At 70.4% G+C, this 15629-nt stretch carries 16 protein-coding genes; 15 read left to right on the top strand and 1 reads right to left on the bottom strand.

Annotated features, from left to right (window positions below):
• The first annotated feature begins 12 nt into the window (after positions 1–12).
• The 15 genes from BLT23_RS17905 to BLT23_RS17835 all read left to right on the top strand — a co-directional run bounded on the left by BLT23_RS17905 (position 13) and on the right by BLT23_RS17835 (position 14270).
• Positions 13–309, top strand: a complete 297-nt coding sequence (locus tag BLT23_RS17905; RefSeq protein ID WP_090050842.1) for a DUF503 domain-containing protein — start codon at positions 13–15, stop codon at positions 307–309.
• 13 nt (positions 310–322) lie between these two features.
• On the top strand, positions 323–799 hold the full coding sequence (rbfA, locus tag BLT23_RS17900) for a 30S ribosome-binding factor RbfA (RefSeq protein WP_090050840.1): 477 nt from the start codon (positions 323–325) through the stop codon (positions 797–799).
• A 247-nt stretch (positions 800–1046) separates the two neighbouring features.
• A complete protein-coding gene (locus BLT23_RS17895; RefSeq protein ID WP_090050838.1) occupies positions 1047–2033 on the top strand; it encodes a DHH family phosphoesterase in 987 nt (328 codons plus the stop codon).
• Positions 2030–3163 carry an ROK family transcriptional regulator gene (locus BLT23_RS17890; protein WP_090050835.1) on the top strand — a complete coding sequence of 378 codons (1134 nt, stop codon included), beginning with the start codon at positions 2030–2032 and terminating at the stop codon, positions 3161–3163. The genes BLT23_RS17895 and BLT23_RS17890 overlap by 4 nt, the downstream gene beginning before the upstream one ends.
• A gap of 50 nt (positions 3164–3213) precedes the next feature.
• A complete protein-coding gene (locus BLT23_RS17885) occupies positions 3214–4515 on the top strand; it encodes an MATE family efflux transporter (protein WP_090050832.1) in 1302 nt (433 codons plus the stop codon).
• Positions 4516–4627: 112 nt separating this feature from the next.
• Positions 4628–5953 (top strand): MFS transporter, encoded by a 1326-nt coding sequence (locus BLT23_RS17880; RefSeq protein ID WP_090051196.1) that lies wholly within the window; start codon positions 4628–4630, stop codon positions 5951–5953.
• A gap of 11 nt (positions 5954–5964) precedes the next feature.
• Complete coding sequence (gene truB, locus BLT23_RS17875; RefSeq protein WP_281248856.1) at positions 5965–6852, top strand: tRNA pseudouridine(55) synthase TruB; 888 nt, start codon at positions 5965–5967, stop codon at positions 6850–6852.
• A gap of 47 nt (positions 6853–6899) precedes the next feature.
• Positions 6900–7832, top strand: a complete 933-nt coding sequence (locus tag BLT23_RS17870; RefSeq protein ID WP_090050828.1) for a bifunctional riboflavin kinase/FAD synthetase — start codon at positions 6900–6902, stop codon at positions 7830–7832.
• Positions 7833–7917: 85 nt separating this feature from the next.
• Positions 7918–8397 (top strand): helix-turn-helix domain-containing protein, encoded by a 480-nt coding sequence (locus tag BLT23_RS17865; RefSeq protein ID WP_090050826.1) that lies wholly within the window; start codon positions 7918–7920, stop codon positions 8395–8397.
• Positions 8394–8840 carry a 2'-5' RNA ligase family protein gene (locus tag BLT23_RS17860; protein WP_090050823.1) on the top strand — a complete coding sequence of 149 codons (447 nt, stop codon included), beginning with the start codon at positions 8394–8396 and terminating at the stop codon, positions 8838–8840. Before BLT23_RS17865 ends, BLT23_RS17860 begins: the two co-directional genes overlap by 4 nt.
• Positions 8841–8967: 127 nt before the next feature.
• Positions 8968–9237 (top strand): 30S ribosomal protein S15, encoded by a 270-nt coding sequence (gene rpsO / locus BLT23_RS17855; protein WP_030471762.1) that lies wholly within the window; start codon positions 8968–8970, stop codon positions 9235–9237.
• Between the two features lie 230 nt (positions 9238–9467).
• Positions 9468–11705 (top strand): polyribonucleotide nucleotidyltransferase, encoded by a 2238-nt coding sequence (locus BLT23_RS17850; protein WP_090050820.1) that lies wholly within the window; start codon positions 9468–9470, stop codon positions 11703–11705.
• Positions 11702–13102, top strand: coding sequence for a M16 family metallopeptidase (locus tag BLT23_RS17845; protein ID WP_090050817.1), 1401 nt, complete (start codon positions 11702–11704; stop codon positions 13100–13102). The genes BLT23_RS17850 and BLT23_RS17845 overlap by 4 nt, the downstream gene beginning before the upstream one ends.
• A complete protein-coding gene (gene dapB, locus BLT23_RS17840) occupies positions 13099–13836 on the top strand; it encodes a 4-hydroxy-tetrahydrodipicolinate reductase (protein WP_090050814.1) in 738 nt (245 codons plus the stop codon). Before BLT23_RS17845 ends, dapB begins: the two co-directional genes overlap by 4 nt.
• Positions 13833–14270: a tetratricopeptide repeat protein gene (locus tag BLT23_RS17835; RefSeq protein WP_090050811.1), complete on the top strand. Its 438-nt coding sequence runs from the start codon at positions 13833–13835 to the stop codon at positions 14268–14270. The genes dapB and BLT23_RS17835 overlap by 4 nt, the downstream gene beginning before the upstream one ends.
• 148 nt (positions 14271–14418) lie before the next feature.
• On the opposite strand, the gene BLT23_RS17830 is transcribed toward BLT23_RS17835, so the two are convergent.
• Positions 14419–15621, bottom strand: coding sequence for a winged helix-turn-helix domain-containing protein (locus BLT23_RS17830; RefSeq protein ID WP_090050809.1), 1203 nt, complete (start codon positions 15619–15621; stop codon positions 14419–14421).
• Positions 15622–15629: the final 8 nt, after the last annotated feature.

The following is a 15629-nucleotide window of genomic DNA, read 5'->3' as shown; positions in this document are numbered from 1 at the left end:
AGGATCTTGCGCGTGTACGCAGGAATTCTGGAACTGGACGTGCTTCTCGGTGACGTCCACTCGCTCAAGGAGAAGCGCTCGGTGGTGCGGCCCGTCGTGGCCGAGCTGCGCCGGCGCTTCGAGGTCGCCGTCTCCGAAGCCGGTCACCTCGACCTGCACCGCCGGTCTCTGATCGGCGTCGCGGTCGTCGCCGCCGACTCGGAGCATGTCAGGGACGTTCTCGCCGGCTGTGAGAGGTTGGTGGCGGGACGGCCCGAACTGGAACTGCTCTCCGCCCGGACGCGTCTCGTCGGGCCGGAGGACGACTAGGAAGGGGAGGCTCGTGGCCGACACGGCACGTGCCCGCAAGCTCGCCAAGCGGATCTCGCAGATCGTCGCCTCCGCACTGGAGCACGAGGTCAAGGATCCTCGCCTGGCTCGCGTCACGATCACCGACACCAAGGTGACCGGGGACCTGCACGACGCGACCGTCTACTACACCGTTCTGGGTGAGCGGTTGGACTCTGAGCCTGATCTGGCTGGGGCTGCCGCCGCTCTGGAGAAGGCCAAGGGTGTTCTGCGGTCGTTGGTCGGGGCTCAGACCGGGGTTCGGTTCACGCCCACGCTGACGTTCGTCACCGACACCGTGCCCGATGCCGCTCGGAAGATGGACGAGCTGCTGGCTCGGGCTCAGGCCGCTGATGCCGAGGTGGCTCGGTTGGCTGCCGGGGCTTCTCCTGCCGGGGAGGCTGATCCTTACAAGGCTCCTCGGGATTCCGAGGATGACGACCTGGCTGACGGGGAGTCTCGCGGGGTGTGAAGCGCGGGGCTCCGGAACCCTGCCGGTTGATCAAGACGGGGCCGGGTGGAGGGCACGCCTGGGCTCGTAGTTCGGTTGAGTCGTGGGGTGGTCCCGTCACGAGCAGTGCGGCGAACGCGTCAGCACTGCTCGTGACGGGACCACCCCACCGGCTTCGCCGGAAAAGCCGACTGTTCGCGTGTGCGGGTGTGCTGTGTCTCTTGGGGACCCTGGGTGCGTTGAGGGTGTTAACGGCTAACGTCTTCCTGTGGCAGACGATCTGAGCACCACCATTGCCGAGGCTGCTCGGCTGTTGGCTGACGCCCGTGATGTGACCCTGCTCGGGCACATCAACCCCGATGCCGACACGCTCGGCAGCGCGTTGGCTGTGGGTCTTGCGTTGCACCGGCGTGGGGTTTCGGTGCGTGTCTCGTTCGGGTCGCCTGAGGTTGTGCCCGAGAGCTTGAAGGTGTTGGACACGGCCGGCTTGTTGGTGCACCGGGACGAGGTGCCCGCTGAGCCCGAGCTGTTGGTTGTGATGGACACCGGCAGTGTGCAGCGGCTCGGGCCTCTTGGGGATCGGGTCGGTCGTGCTCGGGGGCCGGTCATCGTTGTTGACCACCACGTGTCGAACACGCGGTACGGGACTGTGCATTGCATTGATGAGCATGCCGAGGCCACCGCGCTCATCGCGTTGAAGTTGCTCGACGAGATGGATGTCGAGGTTGACGAGCCGATCGCGCGGTGCATTTACGCGGGGCTCGTCACCGATACCGGGGGTTTTCGGAAGGCTGGTCCCGAGGCCCATCGGATTGCCGCTCGGTTGCTGGAGACCGGGGTTGACGCTTACAGCGTCACCCGGCCGTTGATGGACGAGCACCCCTTCGCCTACCTCGGGATGTTGTCGCGGGTGTTGGCCAGGGCCGAGCTCGATGCCGGTGCTGCCGGTGGGCTGGGGCTGGTGCACGCCGTTGTCGGGCTCGAGGACGCTCGGGGGGTTCGGGCCGAAGAGGTGGAGAGCGTGATCGACGTTGTGCGCTCCGCTGCTGAGGCCGAGGTCGCGGCTGTCCTGAAGGAGCTGGCGCCTCGGAGCTGGTCCGTGTCGTTGCGGGCGGTCGGGCTCGTCGATGTCCGTGAGGTGGCTCAGGTGCTGGGCGGTGGCGGGCATCGGCTGGCTGCCGGGTTCACGTTCGAGGGGGAGTCCTCGGAGGTCGTGGCGGCGTTGAAAGGCGCGTTGGAACGGGTGGGGTCATGACTCGGACTGGTAGTCCGCGGCTGCTGCGGGAGATCAACGACCGGGCCGCCATCGAGACGTTGTTGCGCAGCGGGGCGATGACGCGGGCCGAGCTGGAAGAGGTCATCGGGCTGTCCAAGCCTGCTACGGCCCAGTTGCTGGCGCGCCTGGAAGAGGACGGCATGGTCGTCCGGACCGGGTTGCGCGGGGGTGGGCGTGGCCCTCGGGCGCAGATGTGGGCCGTCAACGGGGCTGTCGGGTACGTGGCGGCGGTGGCGATGACGCCTGAGCTGATCGACGTGGTCGTCTCCGACATCACCGGGGCGTTGCTCGCCGAGCACAGTGCGCCCATGCCCAAGGAACACACGCTGCGGGCGTTTCGCGAGACCGTGCAGCGGGCGGCGGCGCTGGCCGGGTTGCGGCTCGACGCGTTGTCGCACGTCGTCGTCGGGATGCCGGGGGCGGTGGACCCCGCCACCGGGTACCTCGGGTTCGCGCCGCACCTGCCGGGGCTCGTGAACGTCGACCTGCCGTCGACCTTGCGGGACCTGCTGGGGACGTCGGTGTCGATCGAGAACGACATCAACCTGGCCGCCCTGGAGGAGATGAGCTCCGGCGGGGCCGTGGGCGTGCGGAACTTCGTGCTGTTCTGGCCCGCCGACGAGATCGGGTCCGCGGTCGTGGTCGGCGGTGTGCTGCTGCGTGGGGTCACGGGTGGCGCCGGTGAGGTCGACTCGATGCAGGTGCCCGGTGGCCGCTACGGCGACCTGGTCGACGGTGACGCGATCGTGAAGCTGGCGGCGACGCACGGGATCAAGGCCGAGAGCGGGCTCGACGCGGTCACGAAGGCGCTGGCCTCGGAGGAGGACGGAAGCCCGTTCCTGTCGGACCTCGCTCGCAGGATCGCGTCGGGGCTGGCGAACGTGGTGTGCGTGCTCGACCCGGAGCTGGTGCTGCTCTCCGGCGGGGTGGCGCAGGCCGGCGGTGAGAGGTTGTGCGAGCTGGTGTCGGCCGAGCTGCGGAAGCTGGTGGTGCCGAGGACGCCCGTGCGGCTCGCGCGGATCACGGCCAACCCCGTGCGGTCGGGGGCGCTGCACTCGGCGCTCGCGGTGGCGCGGGAGCGGGTGTTCGGGCTGCCGCAGCGGTCCTGAGTGGCTGGTGTCACCGGACGGGAGCGCGGGTCAGCGCATAGGTTCGTCGGGTGGAGGATCGGGTTCCCGCTCGGCGGGTCATCGGGCTGGCGGTGCCCGCGCTCGGCGTGCTGGCGGCCGAGCCGTTGTACGTGCTCGTCGACACGGCCGTGGTCGGGCACCTCGGGGCGTTGCCGCTGGCCGGGCTCGCGCTCGGCGGTGTGCTGCTCACGCAGGTGTCCACGCAGCTGACGTTCCTCTCGTACGGCACGACGGCGCGCACGGCGCGGCTGCACGGGGCCGGACGGCGCCAAGAGGCCGTCGAGGAAGGCGTCCAGGCGACGTGGCTCGCGCTGGCGGCCGGTGTGCTCGTCGTGCTGCTGGGGCAGCTGTTCGCGCGGCCGTTGGCGGAGCTGCTGGCGGGTGACGGCGCTGTCGCGGACGCGGCGGTGCGGTGGGTGCGCATCGCGTTGTTCGGGGCGCCGTTCATCCTCGTCACGATGGCCGGCAACGGGTGGATGCGCGGCGTCCAGGACACGAAACGCCCGCTGAAGTACATCCTCGTCGGCAACGGCATCAGCGCGGTGCTGTGTCCCACGCTCGTCTACGGTGCCGACTGGGGGCTTGAAGGCTCGGCGGTCGCCAACGTCGTCGCGCAGGTGCTGTCGGCCGGGTTGTTCTTCAAGGCGCTGTTCGCGGAGCACGTGTCGCTGCGGCCGCAGTGGACGGCCATGCGCGCGCAGCTCGGCATGGGGCGTGACCTGGTGCTGCGGAGCCTGGCGTTCCAGGCGTGCTTCATCAGCGCGGCCTCCGTGGCGGCACGGACGTCCGTCGGGGCGTTGGGTGCGCATCAGATCGTGTTGCAGCTGTGGACGTTCCTCTCGCTCGTGCTCGACTCGTTGGCGATCGCGGCGCAGTCGCTGGTCGGGGCGGCACTGGGGGCGTCGCGGCGCAAGCAGGCGGAGACGCTGGCCTGGCAGGTCACCCGGTACGGCCTGGTGTTCGGCTGCGGGCTCGGCGTCGTGTTCGCGGCGCTCTACTCCGTGCTGCCGCGGGCGTTCACCTCCGACCCCGGGGTGCTCGGCGAGATCCCGCACGCCTGGTGGTTCTTCGTCGCGTTGCAGCCGATCGCGGGCGTGGTGTTCGCACTGGACGGCGTGCTGCTCGGCGCGGGTGACGTGAAGTTCATGCGGACGGCGACGCTCGCGTCGGCGGTGGCCGGGTTCCTGCCGATGGTGTGGGCCTCGCTCGCGTTCGGCTGGGGGCTCGCCGGCATCTGGACGGGGCTGTCGGCGTTCATGGTGCTGCGGCTCGTCGCGGTGCTGTGGCGGGCGCGGTCGGGGGAGTGGGCCGTGGTGGGGGCGGTCCGCTAAGTCCCCGTGAGGACGGGCCTGTGGCGGACCTCACGGAATGAGATCGTTACCAAGAAGGTTGCTTAGGCGATGTAACTAATATTCGCCCGCCTTCAATTCTTGGAGCGTGCCCGTGCCGCCGGTCGATCGTGCCACCAGGACCTCGTGGCTGATCTGGACCACCGCCGTACTCGTCTACTTCGCCGCTCTCTTCCACCGCACCACGCTCGGCGTGGCCGGTCTGGAAGCGAGCGACCGCTTCGGTCTCGGGCCCGCCCAGCTCGGTGTCTTCACCGTGCTGCAGATCGGCGTCTACGCCGTCATGCAGATCCCGACCGGCCTGCTCGTCGACCGCTACGGGCCGCGCCGCGTGCTCACCGTCGCCGCCCTGCTCATGGGCACCGGCCAGGTGCTCTTCGCCATCGCGGGCTCCTACGGCATCGGGCTGCTCGCACGAGCCGTGCTCGGCATGGGTGACGCGATGACGTTCATCAGCGTGATCCGCATCGTCGCGTCGCACTTCCCACCACGGCAGTACTCGTTCGTCGTGGCCATCACGGCCGCTATCGGCGGCGTCGGCAACCTCGTGGCGACCGTGCCGCTGACGCTGATGCTCGGCTCGATCGGCTGGACGTGGGCGTTCCTCATCGCGGGCGGCCTGACGGCGCTGTACGCGTCCGTGGCGTTCCTGCGCATCCGCGACGTGCCGACCGGGTTCGTGGCGCCGAAGCCCGAACCGGTGCCGCTGGGACAGCTCTGGCCGAAGGTGCGGCAGGCGTGGTCCGTGCCCGGCACGCGGCTCGGGTTCTGGGCGCACTTCAGCACCATGTCCACCCCGGCCGTCCTCGGCCTGCTGTGGGGCTACCCGTACCTCGTGCAGGCGCAGGGGATGTCCCCCAAAGCCGCGTCGACCACCCTCGGCCTGCTCGTGATCGGCGGCATCGTGACGGGGCCCGTCATCGGCGGGCTGTTCTCGCGCAACCCCGAGTGGCGCATGCCCATCTCGGTCGGGTTCCTCGCGTTCGCCCTCACCGGGTGGGCCGTGCTGCTGCTGTGGCCGGGCGGACGGGTGCCGGCGCCGGTCATCGCCGCGGTGTTCGTCGTGCTGACCGTGGGCGGCCCGATCTCCGGCGTGGCGTTCGCGCTGGCACGGGACTACAACCCGGCGCACCGCCAGTCCACGGCGAGCGGCCTGGTCAACGTCGGGGGCTTCCTCGCGGTGACGGTGACCGCGCTGGGCGTCGGCGTGCTGCTGGACCTGGTCGAGGGCGTCCTGGCCCCGGTCACCGCGTTCCGGGTGGCGCTGAGCTTCTGCGTGCTGATCCTCGTGTTCGGCGGCTGGCGCATGCTCGTGTGGTGGCGGCGCGGACGTGCCGCGGTGTTCGAGGCGGCGGCGCGCGGCGAGGCCGTGCCCGTGCAGATCCGGCGTCGCCGTTGGGACGCTCTGCGCGTCGCTTAGGATTTCCGGACGTGAAACCCTCTGTTGCGCCGGGCCTGGTCGTCGTCGACAAGCCGGACGGCATGACCTCGCACGACGTGGTGGCGCGTGTGCGCAGAATTCTCGGCACCCGCAAGGTCGGGCACGCCGGCACGCTCGACCCGATGGCCACCGGGGTGCTGGTGCTCGGCATCGAGCGCGCCACGAAGCTCCTCGGCCACCTCGCGCTCGACAGCAAGGCGTACCTCGCCACGATCGTGCTCGGCGCGGCCACCACCACCGACGACGCCGAGGGCGAGGTCCTGTCCACTGAGGACGCGTCCGGGGTGACCGACGAGGCGGTCGCCGCCGAGGTGGCGAAGCTGACCGGGCCGATCCAGCAGGTGCCGTCGGCCGTGTCCGCGGTGAAGATCGACGGCAAGCGCGCCTACGCGCGGGTCCGCGCGGGTGAGCAGGTCGAGATTCCCGCGCGGCCGGTGACGGTGCACCGCTTCGACGTGCTGTTCACGCGTCGTGAGGGCAAGCAGGTGCTGCTCGACGTGATGGTCGAGTGCTCCTCCGGCACGTACGTGCGCGCGTTGGCGCGTGACCTGGGGACGGCGCTCGGTGTCGGCGGGCACCTGGGGGCGTTGCGGCGCACCAGGGTCGGGCCGTTCGACCTGCGGGTGGCGCGCACGTTGCAGCAGCTGGAGGAGACGCCCGGCCTGTCGCTCGACCTCGACGCCGCCGTGGCCACGGCGTTCCCGCGCCGGGAGATCGCACCGGCCGAGGCGTCGGCGCTGTCGCACGGGCAGCGGCTGCGCGCGGGCGGCATCGACGGGACCTACGGCGTGTTCGGGCCGGACGGGCACGTCATCGCGCTGGCCAAGGACGAGGGCACCGCCTGCAAACCGGTGGTGGTGCTGAGCCCGGCGGGCTGAGACAGGTGCCGAGCAGCGCTCAGGACGGCCGACGTAGGCTGATCACCGTGCAACGCTGGCGCGGTCTCGACCACCTCCCCGGCGGCTGGGGCCGCTGCGTGGTGACCATCGGTGTGTTCGACGGTGTCCACAAAGGGCACCAGGTGCTCATCGGCAGGGCGGTGGAGCTCGCCGCCGAGCGGGGGCTGCCGTCGGTGCTGATGACGTTCGACCCGCACCCCTCCGAGGTGGTCCGCCCCGGCAGCCACCCGGCCCAGCTCACCACGCTGCGCAGGCGCGCCGAGCTGGTCGAGGCGCTCGGCGTCGACCACTTCGTCGTCGTGCCGTTCAGCCTGGAGACCTCGCGGATGCCCGCCGACGAGTTCGTGCACGAGGTGCTGGTCGAGAAGCTGCACGTGGCGGCCGTCGTCGTCGGCGAGAACTTCACCTTCGGGCACAAGGCCGCGGGGGACGTCGGGCTGCTGCGGCGGCTGGGACAGCGGTTCGGATTCGTGACCGAGGGGGCTGATCTGGTGTCCGCTGACGAGGTGACGTACTCGTCCACCTACATCCGCGCGTGCATCGACGCCGGGGACGTGAAGGCGGCGGCCGAGGCGCTCGGGCGCCCGCACCGTCTCGAAGGGATCGTCGTCAAGGGTGACGGGCGGGGCAAGGACCTGGGGTTCCCCACCGCCAACCTGTCGACGCCCAAGTTCGCCGCGGTGCCGGCGGACGGCATCTACGCGTGCTGGTTCACCGACGGCAAGGGCAAGAAGCTCAAGGCCGCGGTGAGCGTGGGCACGAACCCGACGTTCTCCGGCCGGGAGCGCCGCGTCGAGGCGTTCGTGCTCGACGTCGACGAGGACTACTACGGCCAGCGGGTCGCGGTGGACTTCGTCGAGCGGCTGCGCGAGATGGAGAAGTTCGACTCGGTGGAGGCCCTCCTCGAGCAGATGCACGCCGACGTGGACAGGACGAGGGAACTGCTCTCGGAGTCGTGAACGTCAGATCAGGCGAAGTGGGCATCTGAGAGACTTCGTGCTGGCAGGATGCGGGGCGGAGAACGGGCTACTGGAGAGGCCGACGGTGGAGGACCACAAGATCGTTCAGCGCAACCTTGCGCTACAGCGGGAGTGGTACGGGGAACCCCTGGGTGATCGGGTTCGCCGGTTGGTCGTGGCCTTCAACGTGTCCCAGGCCCAGCTGGCCGACGTGCTGGGGATCAGCGCGCCGATGCTCAGCCAGGTGATGAGCGGCCGCCGGGCCAAGATCGGCAACCCGGCCGTGCTCGCCCGCATGATCATGCTCGAGCGCAAGGTGCTCACGCCGGACGTGGCGACCGGGGCGCCCGAGGCGTTGCAGCGCGCGCTCGACGACGTGCGCGAGTCCAAGCCGACGGTGTCGCGCGACTCGCTTCCGGTCAACAGCGACGAGAGCGTGGCGTACCCGGTGCTGCGCCGCGTCGCCGACCGCACCGAGCTGCAGCAGGCCGCCGACCTGCTGGCCGACGACTTCCCGGCCATCGCCGACCTGTTCCGCCGGGTCATCAGGGCCGCCGGTCGGTGACGCTGTTCACCGCGCTGTACCCGCCGCGGTACGTCGTCGACGAGCTGGCGGCGGTGCTCCACCCCGGACTCGGCCTCGCCCTGACGAAGCGGGAGAAGTGGCACATCACGCTCTGCTTCCACGGTGAGACCGCCGATGAGCGGCGGTTCGCGGCGCTCGAAGGGCACGAGGTGCCCGAGCTGCGGCTGCGGAACTTCGGCACGTTTCGGGGGAAGGTGCTGTGGGCGGGAATAGCCGGCGATCTAAATGAGTTGGCAAGAGCAGCGGGCGCGGACGACACTTGGTCCGCGCACCTGACGGTGGCGTACGGGTACCGGGGCCAGGCGATGCCGGAGTTCCTGAGCAGCCCGTGGCAGCCGTCGGAAGCAGTGCTCGTGAGCAGTGCGAACGGCGTCCACACGCCTGTGGCACGGGTGGGGTTGCGCACGTCAGCGCGCCGCTGAGCAGCATGCCTGATAACCTTCGCAGTTGGGTCTGGCTGCGGTCCGTGGCGGCCAGCACCGGCTACCCCGGCCCGCAATTCGGCGGGCGTGGGGCCGCACGGACCTGAACAAGTAGGAGATTCACCCAGTGGCACTGTCCACGGAGCAGAAGAAGTCCATCCTCGGCGAGTACGGGCTGCACGACAGCGACACCGGCTCCACCGAGGCGCAGGTCGCGCTGCTGAGCAAGCGCATCGCCGACCTCACCGAGCACCTCAAGCAGCACAAGCACGACCACCACTCCCGCCGTGGTCTTCTGCTGATGGTCGGCCGTCGCCGCCGTCTGCTGAACTACCTGACCAAGGTGGACATCAACCGCTACCGCGCGCTGATCCAGCGCCTCGGTCTGCGCAGGTGACATCTGCCGAGGGGGAGTGACCGGCCGGTCACTCCCCCTCGGCGTTCAACCGGGTGTATACAAGATCCCTGGTTGCGAAGAGGAACTGAACAGGGCCCGCGTCGCGCGACGCAGTTTCCGCGCCGGTCCTCGGTAGTGGTCTTCTGGTGGACACGCCCCAGAGGACTTCGATCGAAGACCGGCCTCGTCAAAATCGCGTGAGCGGCCCGAAGACGAGGAGTAACAAGTAAATGACGGACACTGAAGTCCACGAGGCGACTGCCGTAATCGACAACGGCAAGTTCGGCTCGCGCACGATCCGCTTCGAGACCGGGCGCCTCGCGCGTCAGGCCGCCGGAAGCGTGGTCGCGTACCTGGACGACGACACCATGCTGCTTTCCGCCACGACGGCGTCGAAGCACCCCAAGGAGCACTTCGACTTCTTCCCCCTCACGGTGGACGTCGAGGAGCGCATGTACGCCGCGGGCCGCATCCCCGGCTCGTTCTTCCGGCGCGAGGGCCGTCCGAGCACGGACGCCATCCTCACCTGCCGCCTGATCGACCGTCCGCTGCGCCCGTCCTTCGTGGACGGTCTGCGCAACGAGATCCAGGTCGTCATCACGGTCATGAGCCTGAACCCGGCCGACCTGTACGACGTCGTGGCGATCAACGCCGCGTCCGCGTCGACGCAGCTCGCCGGCCTGCCGTTCTCCGGCCCGATCGGCGGCGTCCGCGTCGCGCTGATCGAGGGCCAGTGGGTGGCGTTCCCGACGCACGAGCAGCTCGAGAAGGCCGTGTTCGACATGGTCGTCGCCGGCCGCGTCGTCGAGTCCGGTGACGTCGCGATCATGATGGTCGAGGCCGAGGCCACCGAGAACGTGATCGACCTGATCGGCGAGGGCGCCGTCGCCCCCACCGAGGAGGTCGTGGCCGCCGGTCTCGAGGCGTCCAAGCCGTTCATCAAGGTCCTCTGCGAGGCCCAGGCGCAGCTCGCCCAGGTCGCCGCGAAGGCCACCGGTGACTTCCCGACGTACCCGGCCTACCAGGCCGACGCGTTCGAGGCCGTCGAGGCGGCCGCCGCGGGTGAGCTCGCCCAGGCGCTGACCATCGCGGGCAAGCAGGAGCGCGAGACCACGCTCGACGAGATCAAGGCCGCCACGCTCGAGAAGCTGGCCGAGCAGTTCGAGGGCCGCGAGAAGGAGATCGGCGCCGCGTTCCGCTCGCTGACCAAGAAGCTCGTGCGCCAGCGCATCCTGCGCGACAAGGTCCGCATCGACGGCCGCGGTCTTACGGACATCCGCGACCTCGGCGCCGAGGTGGCCGTGATCCCGAGGACGCACGGCTCGGCGCTGTTCGAGCGCGGCGAGACCCAGATCCTGGGTGTCACCACGCTGAACATGCTGCGCATGGAACAGCAGATCGACTCGCTGTCCCCCGAGACGCACAAGCGCTACCTGCACCACTACAACTTCCCGCCCTACTCGACCGGTGAGACCGGCCGCGTGGGCTCGCCGAAGCGCCGCGAGATCGGCCACGGCGCACTGGCCGAGCGCGCGCTCATGCCGGTGCTCCCGAAGCGCGACGAGTTCCCGTACGCGATCCGCCAGGTGTCCGAGGCCCTCGGCTCCAACGGCTCGACGTCCATGGGCTCGGTCTGCGCCTCGACGCTGTCGCTGCTGAACGCGGGTGTCCCGCTGAAGGCGCCGGTCTCCGGCATCGCGATGGGTCTCGTCTCCGACGAGGTCGACGGCGAGACCCGCTACGTGGCGCTGACCGACATCCTCGGTGCCGAGGACGCGTTCGGCGACATGGACTTCAAGGTGGCGGGCACCAAGGAGTTCGTGACGGCGCTCCAGCTCGACACGAAGCTCGACGGCATCCCGTCCGAGGTGCTGGCGCAGGCGCTGGGCCAAGCCCGCGACGCGCGCTACACGATCCTCGAGGTCATGGCCGAGGCCATCTCCGACCCGGACGAGATGAGCGCCTTCGCGCCGCGCGTCACGTCGGTGAAGATCCCGACCGACAAGATCGGCGAGGTCATCGGCCCGAAGGGCAAGATGATCAACTCGATCACCGAGCAGACCGGTGCCGACATCTCCATCGAGGACGACGGCACGATCTACGTCGGCGCGGCGGACGGCCCCTCGGCCGAGGCCGCGATCGGCATGATCAACGCGATCGCGAACCCACAGCTGCCGAAGGTCGGCGAGCGCTTCCTGGGCACCGTGGTGAAGACGGCCGCGTTCGGCGCGTTCGTCTCGCTGCTGCCCGGCAAGGACGGCCTCGTCCACATCTCGAAGCTGGGCAACGGCAAGCGCATCGCGAAGGTGGAGGACGTCGTCAACGTGGGCGACAAGCTCCGCGTCGAGATCGCCGACATCGACCAGCGCGGCAAGATCAGCCTGGTGGTGGTGTCCGAGGAGGAGGCCGCCAAGCCGGCTGAGGCTCCCGCCGCGGAAGCTGCTGCCGAGGCGGCTCCCGCAGAGTGAGTGCGAACGACAACGTGACGGCCGCGGGTGCACCCACCCGCGGCCGTCCGCGTACTCCGACGCCGGGACATCTCCAGCGGCCCGGCACCACGCGGGTGCTGGAGTCGTCCGCGGGCTCGGAGGTGCGGCGCAGCATGCTGCCGTCGGGCCTGCGGGTCATCACCGAGCGCATCCCCGGCGTGCGGTCCGCCTCGGTGGGGCTGTGGGTGCAGGTCGGGTCCCGTGACGAACGGCCCGAGGTCGCGGGTGCCGCGCACTATCTGGAACACCTGCTGTTCAAGGGCACCTCGCGGCGCACGGCGGCGGCCATCGCGGAGGAGATCGACGCGGTCGGCGGCGAGCTGAACGCGTTCACCGCGAAGGAGCACACCTGCTACTACGCGCACGTCCTGGACGAGGACCTGCCGCTCGCGGTGGACCTGGTGTCGGACGTGGTGTTCGAGGCCGTCTGCGGCCCGCGCGACTTCGAGACCGAACGCGGTGTCGTGCTCGAAGAGATCGCGATGCGCGACGACGACCCCGAGGACCTGCTGCACGACGCGTTCATCGAGGCGTTGTTCGGCGGGCACGCGCTGGGACGCCCGGTGCTCGGCACCGAGAAGTCCATTCAGAACATGGAACGGGACGCGCTCTACTCGTTCTACAAGAAGCGCTACACGTTGCCACGCATGGTGTTCGCCGTCGCGGGCAACGTCGAGCACGCGCAGGTGATGCGCCTGGTGCGCAAGGCGATCGGTGACCGGCTGTCGCGGGAGGGCAGCGCGGTGGCGCCACGGACGGGTCGCGCGCGCATCGCCGACGCCCGCAAGCTGGTGCTGCACACCGACGACACCGAACAGGCCCACCTCATGCTCGGCATGAAGGGCCTCGACCGCCACGACGAACGCCGGTTCGCGCTGAACGTGCTGAACGCGGCCGTCGGCGGCGGCATGAGCTCGAGGCTGTTCCAGGAGGTTCGCGAACGGCGCGGCCTCGCGTACCAGGTGTACTCGTCGGTCGGCCTCTACGCCGACACCGGCACGTTCTCCGTCTACGCGGGCTGCCAGCCGGACCGCCTGGGCGAGACGGCCGGCGTCATCCGCGAGGTGCTCGTGGACGTTGCCCGCGGCGGGCTGTCGGACGCGGAGGTGGCGCGGGGCAAGGGCCAGCTGCGCGGCGCGCTCGTGCTGGGACTGGAGGACACCAGCTCCCGCATGTCGCGCATCGGCAAGTCCGAGCTGAACTACGGCGACCACCTGAGCGTCGAGGCGACGCTCGCGCGGATCGACGCGGTGACCGCGGACGAAGTGGCACTGCTCGCACGTGATCTGCTGCGCCGTCCCGTCGCCGCCGCGGTGGTCGGCCCTTACGATCACGCCGACGATCTGCCGGACCAGGTACACGAGGTGATTGCATGATTCGCGTCGGAGTTCTCGGCGCGCGGGGCCGCATGGGTTCCGAGGTGGTCCGCGCGGTCGAGGCCGCGAAGGGCATGGAGGTCGTGGCGCAGATCGACGCCGACGACCCGTTGCAGACCCTGGCGGACGCGGGCGTGCAGGTCGCAGTCGACTTCACGCACCCCGACGTCGTGATGGACAACCTCGCGTTCTGCGTCGCGAACGGCATCCACTGCGTGGTCGGCACCTCCGGCTTCGACACGGAGAAGCTCGCCGCCGTCGAAGCGCTGCTGGCGGACCAGCCGTCCGTCGGCGTGCTGGTGGCGCCGAACTTCGGCATCGGCGCCGTGCTGCTCATGCGCTTCTCGGAGATCGCGGCCCGCTACTACGAGTCGGCCGAGATCATCGAGCTGCACCACCCGCGCAAGGCCGACGCTCCCTCCGGCACGGCCGCGCACACCGCCCGTCTGATCGCCGCCGCGCGGGAGGGCATGGACCCGATGCCCGACGCGACGACGCAGGAGGAGCCCGGTGCGCGTGGCGCCGTCGTCGACGGCGTGCGGGTCCACTCGCTGCGCATCTCCGGCATGATCGCCCACCAGGAGGTCGTGTTCGGCGGGGAGAGCGAGACCTTGACGATCCGCCAGGACTCGTTGCACCGCACGTCGTTCATGCCCGGCGTCGTGCTCGGCGTCCGGGAGATCGTGTCCCGGCCGGGGCTCGCCGTCGGCCTCGACAAGTACCTCGACCTGTGAAGGTCCGCGTCACGGTAGGGCTGCTGGTCGCGGCCCTCGCGCTCTACTTCGTCCTGCTCTTCGGCAGGGCGGTCGCGTTGCTGCGGACCGGTGAGCTCGTGGGCGTGCTGCTCGGCATCGGTGTGCTGATCCTGCCGTTCATCGGCGTCTGGACCGTGTACTCGAACCTGCGGTTCGGGTGGGAGACCGAGAAGATGGCCCGCGAGCTCGCCGCGGACGGGCTGCTGCCGGACGTCTCGCACCTGCCGCGCCGCCCCTCCGGGCGGGTCGACAGGGACGCGGCCGACGCCTGGTTCGAGGAACGGCGGGCCGAGGTCGAGGCGTCGCCGGACGACTGGCGGCCCTGGTTCCGCCTCGCGTACGCCTACGACGTCGCGGGGGACCGCGGCCGGGCCCGCGAGACCATGCGGAAAGCGATCGAGCTGCACGGCTGACCGACGACCCCGGGTCCTCGACCCGGGGTCGTCGCTCGTCCGGGGCCGGGTGTGCTGGGTGGCTGGCCGTGCCGGGTGACTGGTGGGCTGGGGCGCGGGCTGCCGCTCGCCTGGTCACGGGCCGCCGGACCAGCCAGGAGCCGCCGCGTCACGCCGCCGCTGCCACCGCCAGCTCCGCCGCCAGGTCTCCCTTCTGCACCACGAGCACGTCCTCCAGCCCGAGCCAGTCGGCCATGTGCCGCAGCTCGCCCGCCAGCTCCACGGCCACCCGAGGCCGGTCCACCCCGTCCTCCGCCCACGCCGACTGCACCCGCAGCACCCCGGCGGCGCGGTCGGCCTTGAGGTCGACGCGGCCCACGAGCTGACCGTCCAGCAGGAACGGGAACACGTAGTAGCCGTGCACGCGGCGCGGCTCCGGCACGTAGATCTCGATGCGGTACCGGAAGCCGAAGATGCGTTCGGTCCGCGCCCGTTCCCAGATCAGCGGGTCGAACGGGCACAGCAGCGCGCGGCCCGTCACGCGCCGGGGTGCCGTGGCGGTGTGGTGGCGGTAGGCGGTGCCGCGCCAGCCGTCGACGGCCACCGGTTCCAGCACGCCCTCCTCCACCAGCTCCGCCACCGCGCCCTGCGACAGGCGCGGGGCCAGGCGGTAGTAGTCGCGCAGGTCGGGTTCGGTGGCCACGCCCAGCGCCACGGCCGCGCGCCGGACGAGCTCGCGGGCGCCTTCCTCCGGCGTCGGCTTCCTCGCCAGCACGTCGGCCGGGATGACGCGCTCGGTCAGGTCGTACAGGCGCTCGAACGAGCGGCGCGTGCCCGTCGTCAGCACGCCGACGCCGAACAGGACCTCGCAGATCCGCTTGACCTCCGACCAGTCCCACCACGGACCCTTCGCGCGGCCGGAGTCGCCCATCAGCGCCTTCTCCAGCGCTCCGGCGCCGATCGGGCCGAGCTCCTTCACCGCGGCCAGCACGTCGTCGACGAGCTGGGGCGAGCGGTCGACGATGGTCTGGTAGTTCTGCCACCAGCCGCGCTTCTTCGCGCCCGAGTGGAACAGCGCCCAGTCGGCCACGGGCACCAGGGACGCCTCGTGCGCCCACGTCTCCACCAGCATGCGGGGCTTGCGGGCGGAGTGCGTCCACGCCGCCTCGTCCAGCAGCGCGGGCGCGTACGAGCCCAGACGGGAGAACAGCGGCATGTAGTGCGCGCGCACGGCCACGTTCACGGAGTCGATCTGCAGCAGCTGCACGCGCGACAGCACGCGTTGCAGGTGTCTCCGGGTGGCCAGGGCGGGCCTCGGGTCGGTGAAACCCTGCGCTCCCAGGGCGATTCGGCGTGCCACGTCCGCGCTCATCCTCTGCA

The organism is Lentzea fradiae (assembly GCF_900100955.1).
Lineage (GTDB): Bacteria > Actinomycetota > Actinomycetes > Mycobacteriales > Pseudonocardiaceae > Lentzea > Lentzea fradiae.
The sequence above is the reverse complement of the archived record's forward strand: the minus strand, read 5'-3'. Positions and strand labels throughout refer to the sequence as shown.

Bases quoted from the DNA above. Each gene is read 5' to 3' on its own strand.
- BLT23_RS17830 (WP_090050809.1), bottom strand. From the start codon at position 15,621: ATGAGCGCGGACGTGGCACGCCGAATCGCCCTGGGAGCGCAGGGTTTC.
- dapB (WP_090050814.1), top strand. From the start codon at position 13,099: ATGATTCGCGTCGGAGTTCTCGGCGCGCGGGGCCGCATGGGTTCCGAG.
- BLT23_RS17850 (WP_090050820.1), top strand. From the start codon at position 9,468: ATGACGGACACTGAAGTCCACGAGGCGACTGCCGTAATCGACAACGGC.
- BLT23_RS17890 (WP_090050835.1), top strand. From the start codon at position 2,030: ATGACTCGGACTGGTAGTCCGCGGCTGCTGCGGGAGATCAACGACCGG.